General features: G+C 30.3%; 9 protein-coding genes. 2 read left to right on the forward strand and 7 right to left on the reverse strand.

Annotation, left to right across the window (positions count from 1 at the left end; all coding sequences use genetic code 11):
- Positions 1-37: 37 nt before the first annotated feature.
- From ACREVU_RS00590 to ACREVU_RS00620, 7 genes are all read right to left on the reverse strand, one after another.
- A complete protein-coding gene (locus ACREVU_RS00590) occupies positions 38-1,066 on the reverse strand; it encodes an AI-2E family transporter (protein ID WP_431549693.1) in 1,029 nt (342 codons plus the stop codon).
- A complete protein-coding gene (locus ACREVU_RS00595; RefSeq protein ID WP_431549694.1) occupies positions 1,053-1,559 on the reverse strand; it encodes a PRC-barrel domain-containing protein in 507 nt (168 codons plus the stop codon). Before ACREVU_RS00595 ends, ACREVU_RS00590 begins: the two co-directional genes overlap by 14 nt.
- A gap of 428 nt (positions 1,560-1,987) precedes the next feature.
- Positions 1,988-2,386 (reverse strand): Fe-S cluster assembly scaffold protein NifU, encoded by a 399-nt coding sequence (gene nifU, locus ACREVU_RS00600; protein WP_431549695.1) that lies wholly within the window; start codon positions 2,384-2,386, stop codon positions 1,988-1,990.
- 229 nt (positions 2,387-2,615) lie between these two features.
- On the reverse strand, positions 2,616-3,692 hold the full coding sequence (gene mnmA / locus ACREVU_RS00605) for a tRNA 2-thiouridine(34) synthase MnmA (RefSeq protein WP_431549696.1): 1,077 nt from the start codon (positions 3,690-3,692) through the stop codon (positions 2,616-2,618).
- A 10-nt stretch (positions 3,693-3,702) separates the two neighbouring features.
- A complete protein-coding gene (nifU, locus tag ACREVU_RS00610) occupies positions 3,703-4,131 on the reverse strand; it encodes a Fe-S cluster assembly scaffold protein NifU (protein ID WP_431549697.1) in 429 nt (142 codons plus the stop codon).
- A 1-nt stretch (position 4,132) separates the two neighbouring features.
- Positions 4,133-5,317 carry a cysteine desulfurase NifS gene (gene nifS / locus ACREVU_RS00615; RefSeq protein WP_431549698.1) on the reverse strand — a complete coding sequence of 395 codons (1,185 nt, stop codon included), beginning with the start codon at positions 5,315-5,317 and terminating at the stop codon, positions 4,133-4,135.
- Positions 5,310-5,750, reverse strand: a complete 441-nt coding sequence (locus tag ACREVU_RS00620) for an RrF2 family transcriptional regulator (RefSeq protein ID WP_431549699.1) — start codon at positions 5,748-5,750, stop codon at positions 5,310-5,312. Before ACREVU_RS00620 ends, nifS begins: the two co-directional genes overlap by 8 nt.
- A gap of 327 nt (positions 5,751-6,077) precedes the next feature.
- Between ACREVU_RS00620 and hisS the strand changes: the two genes are divergently transcribed.
- Both hisS and ACREVU_RS00630 read left to right on the forward strand, forming a co-directional pair.
- Positions 6,078-7,394: a histidine--tRNA ligase gene (gene hisS / locus ACREVU_RS00625; protein ID WP_431549700.1), complete on the forward strand. Its 1,317-nt coding sequence runs from the start codon at positions 6,078-6,080 to the stop codon at positions 7,392-7,394.
- A gap of 140 nt (positions 7,395-7,534) precedes the next feature.
- Positions 7,535-8,881: an aminotransferase class V-fold PLP-dependent enzyme gene (locus tag ACREVU_RS00630; protein WP_431549701.1), complete on the forward strand. Its 1,347-nt coding sequence runs from the start codon at positions 7,535-7,537 to the stop codon at positions 8,879-8,881.
- Positions 8,882-9,030: the final 149 nt, after the last annotated feature.

The raw sequence follows: 9,030 nt of genomic DNA on the forward strand, positions 1-9,030 counted from the left end.
CATCATATAAAAAAATAAATCTGTAATGCTATAATTTTTAAAACAAATAATAGTTTATATCCTCATATAGGACTTTAATCACTACTCCCAGTGGCACTGCAAGTATCATGCCTAAAATTCCTCCAACATTCCCACCTAAGATTAATAATAATATTACTGTTAAGGGATGCATACTTATACTATCTCCAATTATTTTGGGTGATAATATGTCCCCTTCAATTTGTTGAAGTACAAAAAAACATACAGCCACATATAAAGCTGTTTTAGGGGAAATTAAAAGCCCTATTAAAATAGCAGGTATTACCCCAAATATAGGTCCGAAATAAGGTATTATATTAAAAATCCCATTTATTAAGGAAAGTATTAATGGAAAATCAATTTTCAAAAACATCAAAATTAAAAAGCTAGCAATAGTAATGAATCCACATAAAATAAGTTGGCTTATAATATATTTCCCCAGTATCTTATCAATATCCTCTATAATTTTCTTTATCACATTTCTACTCTCTGGTGGGAAAATTATTAATGACTTATTAATCATATTTTCACTGTCCCATAAAAAATAATATATTATTAAAGGAGCTACTGTGTAAGTTATTATATTTTCACCAAGGTTCATAATAGAATTTAATATTTTATCAAATATCACGGCTATTTGACCATTTGCTTTGTGGTTTATGATGTTTAGAATATTACTCATAACTTTATTTTTGTTTAATACCTTTATCCTCATATTTAAATTAGTCAAATAATTTCCTAAATCATTAATTGACTTATCCATATTTAAGCTTTCACTAAATAAGGCCGGAATAAGTAGCATAAATAATAATACTACAAAACCTACTAACCCAAATATTATTAAAGAAGAAGCTAATTTTTTATTTATACCTTTTCCAATTAAAAGCATATACAAAGGTCTTAGTATATAAGAGAGAATGAAGGAAATAAATACTAAATTTATTAATTGTTTAATAATAGGTACTCTCATTGCCATAATGATGATTATTGAAAAAATAATAGTACACACAATAGTAATAACAAGTTTTCTTTTATTAATTTTTTTCATTAGCTTTAGCCTCAACAAAGAAGTTATGTGGCACACTTTTAAAAGAGTACTCACTACAATTAGGAATGTATAATATATTTTCTTCACCAAGAATTAGTTCATTTATTAGCATTATTCTTTTACCTCTAAGTAAATTTATAATAAACCCTGAAGATACTATAATACCCTTTATATCATAGGTATCACCAGTAAAAGTAATATCCTCCACCATACCAAATATATTATTACATTTGTCTATTACGTCCATATTAATAAAGCTATGCAAACATAAATATTTGTTTTTATCCACTTTCTTAACTATCATTCGCTTATTTGAATATATAATATCTTGTTTTAATATGCTTACATTTTTGTGAAAGAGTTTATAGGGCGATACTAAAAACCCAATTACTTTTCCAGCATTAAAATCTATTAACAAATCTTTTATAAACCCAATTTTTTTCCCCTCTACAGTCACCACATCCATAAATATAAAGTCCTTACTTCTAAACATAATATCTCCTATATGAAAACCACCCATTTACTTTATAGTTATGTTTTCCAATTAGTCTAAGAATTATTACATAAACTAAAACTAAATTCACAAACAAGAAACTCAAATTTATTAAGCACATAAATTTGAGTCTCTCTGTTATCATTATCAGCTATTTAAACGCAAGGTAAATCTCTGAAATAAGCTTTTTTTCTTAGAGGATGCTAACAAAAGTATATATCGCGTAGAATGCGTTTGAGCAAGCTTTAGTAATTCACAACTTATATTATCTTCAGATGCGTAAAGAAACCCGCATGTCTGAGCGAAGCGAGTTTGCGGGTTTTAGCAGCTGAAGATAATATAAGTTGTAGAATTACTTAGCAAAGCGAACGCATTCCTAGCGATATATGCTTTTCGTTACAACATCCCTTAAGAAAAATTTCTCAACCTTATTTTAAATCATCTTTCCAAAGCTCAAGATTTTGTGCCTCTCTATAATTATTAATTGCATTATGAATAGTTTGTTCAGCAAGCACTGAACAATGCACCTTTGATGTAGGTAGCCCTTCCAAAGCCTCGATAACTGATTTGTTAGTTAGTTTCCATGCCTCCTCTGTGGTTTTTCCCTTTACAAGTTCTGTAGCTATGCTAGAAGATGCTATGGCTGACCCGCAACCAAATGCTTTAAACTTAACACTCTTGATTATATTATTTTCGACTTTTATATATATTTTCATTATGTCCCCGCAATTAGGATCTCCGGCTTCCCCAATACCATTAGCATCACCTAATATTCCCACATTTCTTGGACTATAAAAATGTTCCATAACCTTATCACTATACACCATAATTTTTCTCCTTTTCTTATATCAAAAATAGTTTTTTTGTCTTTTTTTAACTATCATAGTTTCTCCTATTATCTCCTATAAACACAGAGGGATACCTAGTTTCCTAACTAGATACCCCTCTGTATTTATTATCCACCAAAATAGTTTTAATCATATTAGTCACATTCAAATAAATAACAAGTCATTATGCTATAATTTACAACTTTTTTTATTTAAATGTGTATTGCACTTATAAAACTTCTTCTATTATGCCCCCACCTACTACTAAATCTTCTAAATAGAAAACTACTGATTGGCCTTTGGTTATAGCCCTTTGCTTGTCGTCAAACACAAGTTTTATTCTATTGTTTTCTAATGGAATTAAAGTAGCAAGTTCTGGTTTTGCAGAATACCTAATTTTAGCTGTAACTCTTAAGTTTAATTCAAGTTTATCAAACAAAATAAAGTTTAAATCCTTTGCTATAAGCTCTGTTTTAAAAATATCCTCTTCGTCTCCTATTACCACTTGGTTAGTTAGTGGATTTATATCAGTGACAAAAACAGGCTTACCTAGTGCTATACCTAGTCCTTTTCGTTGTCCTATAGTATAATACACTATACCTTTATGTGTTCCTAAAACTTTGCCCTTCTTATCAACAAAATTACCTGACTTAATTTCCCTACCACTATACTTTTTAATATAAGCTCCGTGATCATTATCAGGTATAAAGCAAATTTCTTGACTATCCTTTTTTCTAAAAACCTCTAGACCAATTTTCTCTGCAATATCGCGTATTTCAGGTTTAGTATAATCTCCACAAGGCATTAAAGTGTGACTTAATTGATCTTGAGTTAAACTATATAAAGCATAGGTTTGATCCTTATGATTATCATCAGCTTTTTTAAGCACATATCTAGCATCACGTTTTTCAATTTTAGCATAGTGACCTGTAGCTATATAATCAGCTCCAAGAGCTTCTGCTTTTCTTAAAAATTCTTTGAACTTGATATCCTTATTACATACTATACATGGATTAGGGGTTCTACCTTCCATGTATTCATCTATAAAGTTATCAATAACATTTTTTTTAAAGACATCCTTAAAATTCATAACATAAAAGGGTATGTCTAATACATCTGCAACACGTCTTGCATCATTTGCAGCAGAAATAGAACAACATCCACCTTCATTTTCCTCATAATCAGGATTATCTGCAGAGAGCTTCATCATAATTCCAATAACTTCATATCCTTGCTGTTTCAAAAGATAGGCAGCTACGGAGCTATCAACACCTCCGCTCATTCCAATAACTACTTTTTTTTTCATCTAATATCCCCTATTCTCCGTGTGCCTCGGCATGTATATCATCATGTGATTTATAAGCCCATTCTTCAAGTCCAACTTTACTTCTATAATCATTAATTGCTTTGTGTATAGCCTCTTCAGCAAGTACTGAGCAATGCATTTTTATTGGTGGGAGTCCATCTAATGCTTCAGCTACAGCTTGATTTGTTAGTGTCCATGCATCATCTACAGATTTACCTTTAATAAGTTCTGTAGCCATACTAGAAGATGCTATAGCAGATCCACAACCAAAAGTTTTAAACTTTGCATCTACTACTATATTATCTTCTACTTTTAAATAAACCTTCATAATGTCTCCACATTTAGCATTACCAACTTCACCAATTCCATCTGCATCTAAAATTTCTCCTACATTTCTTGGATTTCTAAAATGGTCCATAACTTTTTCACTGTATATCATATTATTTTTCCCCTTTCTTTAAGAAGTCATCATATAACGGTGACATATATCTTAGTCTTTCAATAATTTTTGGTACTGTTGCTATTACAAAATCTACTTCTTCTTCAGTAGTTTCATCACCTAAAGTTAATCTTAGAGATCCATGAGCTATTTCATGTTCAAGACCTATTGCAAGTAAAACGTGAGACGGATCTAAAGAACCAGATGTACATGCACTTCCGCTAGAAGCTGCAATGCCATTTGCATCTAACATTAATAGGATGGATTCGCCTTCTATAAATCTAAAACAAATATTTGAATTACCTGGAAGTCTCTTTTCTCCTCTTGGCCCATTTAATCTTGTATATGGTACTTCTAATAATCCATTCATAAGTTTATCTCTTAAATAAACCATTTTTTTATTGTTTTCTTCCATGTTTTGAGTTGCAAGTTCAATAGCTTTACCAAAGCCAACTATTCCAGCAACATTTTCAGTACCAGCTCTTCTATTTCTTTCTTGTCCACCACCATGTATTAAATTATCTATTTTAATACCTTTTTTTATATACAGTGCGCCAACACCTTTAGGGCCATAAAATTTATGAGCAGCTATTGATAGTAAATCTATATTCATTTCTTTTACATCTACTGGAATATGACCTACAGCTTGAACTGCATCTGTATGGAAAAGTATTTTCTTACTTCTGCATAATGCTCCTATTTCTTTTATTGGCTCTATTGTTCCAATTTCATTGTTAGCAAACATTACCGATACTAAAATAGTTTTATCTGTAATAGCATTTTCTAAATCTTTTATATTTATAAAGCCATATTCATCTACTGGTAAATATGTGATGTCAAATCCATTCTTAGCTAAATATTCACAAGTATGTAATACAGCATGATGCTCAATTACTGTTGTTATAATATGATTTCCCTTTTGCTTGTAAGCAGACGCTATTCCCTTTATTGCCCAATTATCTGCTTCTGATCCTCCACCAGTAAAGAAAATTTCATTTTCATTAGCATTTATGGCTTTTGAAATCTTATCTCTTGCAACATCAATGGCTTTTTTAGTTTCTCTTGCCAAAGTATAAATTGAAGATGGATTACCAAAGTATGTTGTGAAATAAGGCATCATCTCTTCTAAAACCTCTGGTTTAGTATAAGTGGTTGCAGCATGGTCCATATAAATTGATTTATTCATTATGTTTCACTCCTTTATTTAATGTAATTTCATTATAATCGTCTACAATATCTTTTAAAGTTATTGATGTAGTAACACTATCTATACTATTTTTAATTTTCTTCCATAATAATCTTGTAGCACAACAGTCAATATTATTACACGAACCGTCTTCAAGGCAATCTGAAACCTCGATGGGTCCTTCAAGTACATTAATAACATCGTATATAGTTATTTTCTCGGGCGGCCTATTAAGTATATAGCCACCTTGCGCTCCCCTTACACTTTTAATAAGTTTAGCCCGCCTTAGAGAAGAAAATAATTGTTCTAAATAGTACTCAGAAATACTTTGTCTTTCGGAAATACTTTTTATAGATACAGGTTGGTCTCCATAATTAATTGCTAAATCTACCATGGCTTTAACCCCATATCTTCCCTTAGTAGATAATTTCATTTAATCACTCCTTCAAAGTAGAGTGTTTTACTATACTTTCTAAGTTCATAATATCAAACCCTAGTAATCTTGTCAACTATAAATGATCGTATTTTTCATTATTTTTTTCAACTATAATCTAAATTAATAAATTGTTCACTAATAACCCATCTATATATCAATAATGCACAAGTTTATATGTTAAAAAAATCATTTAACTTTAAATTTATATCCAATCTTGAAGAATTCTATTATTTATAGTATAATTTAAAAAATGCTCGGAAGGACTATCACCCTTATATCTACAGACTTACATGGGGTTTTTATATTAAACAGGAGGTATTAAAAATGATAAATCAAATAGTAAAACCATCAATTTTGCCTGGCTTTATGGAATTACTACCAGGAGATCAAATTCAGTTTAACAAATTAGGGGACACAATACGTAAAACTTATGAAAGCTATGGATTTATGCCCATAGATACACCAATAATAGAGAAATCAGAAATTCTACTGGCAAAGGGAGGCGGAGAAACTGAAAAACAAATCTATAGATTTTTAAAGGGCAGCACTGATTTATCCCTTAGATTTGATTTAACAGTACCATTAGCTAGATACGTGGCTCAAAATTACAGTTCACTGACTTTTCCTTTTAGAAGGTACCAAATTGGCAAAGTATATAGAGGAGAGAGAAATCAAAAGGGTCGCTTCCGTGAATTTTACCAATGTGATATTGATATTGTTGGAAACAATAATTTAAATATTTTGAATGATGCTGAAATACCTAGTATTATTTATTCAGTATTCAATAACCTTGGTTTCAAGGACTTTACAATAAAAATCAACAATAGAAAACTGTTAAATGGATTTTTTGAAGCATTAGAAATTCAAGATGGTGAGATAGTTTTAAGGATTATCGATAAAATAGATAAAATTGGAGTAGAAGCAGCCACTGAGGAACTATTGGGTAATGGCTTAAAAAGTGAAGTTGTAGAAAAAATTCTTAAGTTTATTAATATTAGTGGAAGCAACCAAGATATTTTATTATTATTAAGTAATTTAAACATTTCAAATGCTAGCTTTAAAAAAGGTATTGAAGAGCTTTCAATAGTTACTAAATACGTTAAATTATTTGGAGTTCCTGATGATAATCTTAAAATAGATTTAAAAATAACTAGAGGTCTTGATTATTATACAGGTACAGTTTATGAAACATTTTTAAATGAGTACCCATCCATTGGTTCTGTGTGTTCAGGTGGACGCTATGATAATTTAGCTGAGTACTATACCAAGCAAAAACTACCAGGAGTAGGTATTTCAATTGGTCTTACTCGATTATTTTATCAATTAAATGAAGCTGGTTTCTTTAAAAAGGATACTAATAAATCTATAACAAAAGTTCTAATAATACCACTTGATAATAATCTTGATTATGGAATTTCTCTTGCAACTTTTTTAAGGGATAAAGGAGTCATCACAGAAATATACACAGAGGAAACTAAACTAGTAAAGAAGCTTGGTTATGCAGATAAATTAGGTATTCCTTTTGTAATTTTAATAGGCGATAAAGAAGCTGAAAATAAAACTGTTACTATAAAAACTATGTCAACAGGGCAACAAGAAAGTGTTGATTTTAATGCCGCTTATGAACTAGTTAATTCTTAAATCAATATCTTTCAAAAATACTATTATCTCACAAATATATTCTTTTGTGGGATAATAATATTTATTAACCTTTTTTTAATCACCTTTCCCTCATAAAACTAATACTATATACTGTGAATAATTTTATGAGGAGGATTATTATGTCTTATAAAGATAATAGTCCAAGCTACAGAGATTTGATCCTTGGTGTAAACCAAAAGGTCCCTCTTATATCTGGAAAAAGTATTACTGCAATTAATTTTGATAATGCAGCAACTACACCACCCTTTAAATCTGTTATGAAAGATATCGCTAACTTTGCTCCATGGTATTCTTCAATTCATAGGGGTGAGGGATTTAAGTCTCAACTTACTACTAGGTTATATGAGGATTCTAGAAATAATGTTAGCAAATTTGTTAATTCTGATTCTAATAATACAGTTATTTACGTTAAAAATTCAACTGAAGCCTTTAACAAGCTTTCCAATCTATTGTACGATCCCCATAAAAAAAATGTTATTCTTACAACAGACATGGAGCATCATTCTAACGATCTACCTTGGAGAGATAAATTTATTGTAGACTATATATCCATAGATGCATCTGGTAGGTTGTCCTTAGATGATTTAGAAGCTAAGTTAAATAAATATGAAAATTATGTAAAACTAGTTACAATTACCGGTGCTTCAAATATAACCGGCTATAAAAACCCCATTTATGATGTAGCCAAATTAGTTCATAGATTCGGCTGCAAACTACTTGTGGACGGAGCACAATTAATACCCCACGCACCTTTTATTATGAATAGTGAGAATACAGAATATAATATAGACTTTTTAATTTTTTCTGCCCATAAAATGTATGCCCCATTTGGCACAGGTGTATTAATTGGTCCTAAAAACATTTTAGATAATTGTGACCCTGATTTAGTAGGTGGTGGAACAGTAGATATTGTAACTCATGATTTTATAAAATGGAATGATTCCCCAGAAAGACATGAGGCTGGCTCCCCAAATGTTATAGGCGCTATAGCTCTATCGTCAGCTATAAAAACATTGAATAAGATTGGTATGACTAATGTAGATCATATAGAAAAGAATTTGACCACCTATGCCATTTCTCAGATGAAAAACATTCCTAATTTAAAAATATATTGTGACATTTCTAAAGAAATCGACAGAGTTAGTATAATTCCCTTTAATATTAATGGAATTGACCATGCTACAGTTGCAAAAATACTCTCCTATGAATGGGGAATTTCAGTAAGAAGTGGATGCTTTTGTGCTCAGCCCTACCTGGCTAAACTATTAAATATTTCTAGTGAATTTGCACAAAATCGCATAGCAAATCCTGATTTATACCGCCCTGGAATGGTTAGAATAAGTTTTGGACTATATAATAGTTACTCAGAAATTGATATATTAGTTTATGCTCTAACTAAAATCTCATTAAAGAAAAATTATTATATTTTGAAATATCAAAATATGAAAAAAACTCTTTTTGATTAATAGTTTCTACTATTATTTAGCATCAATCGAGTAGGAGCTAAATAATTAATTTATTTAGCGACCTCTCACACCACCATGCATACCGTTCGGTACACGGCGGTTCAATAGAAATTAATGTTTTAATAAATATGTCTCAGATATAGAAACTA

Origin of the sequence: Clostridium sp., assembly GCF_050717535.1 — a bacterium.
In the GTDB taxonomy this organism is placed as follows: Bacteria; Bacillota; Clostridia; order Clostridiales; family Clostridiaceae; genus Clostridium_AD.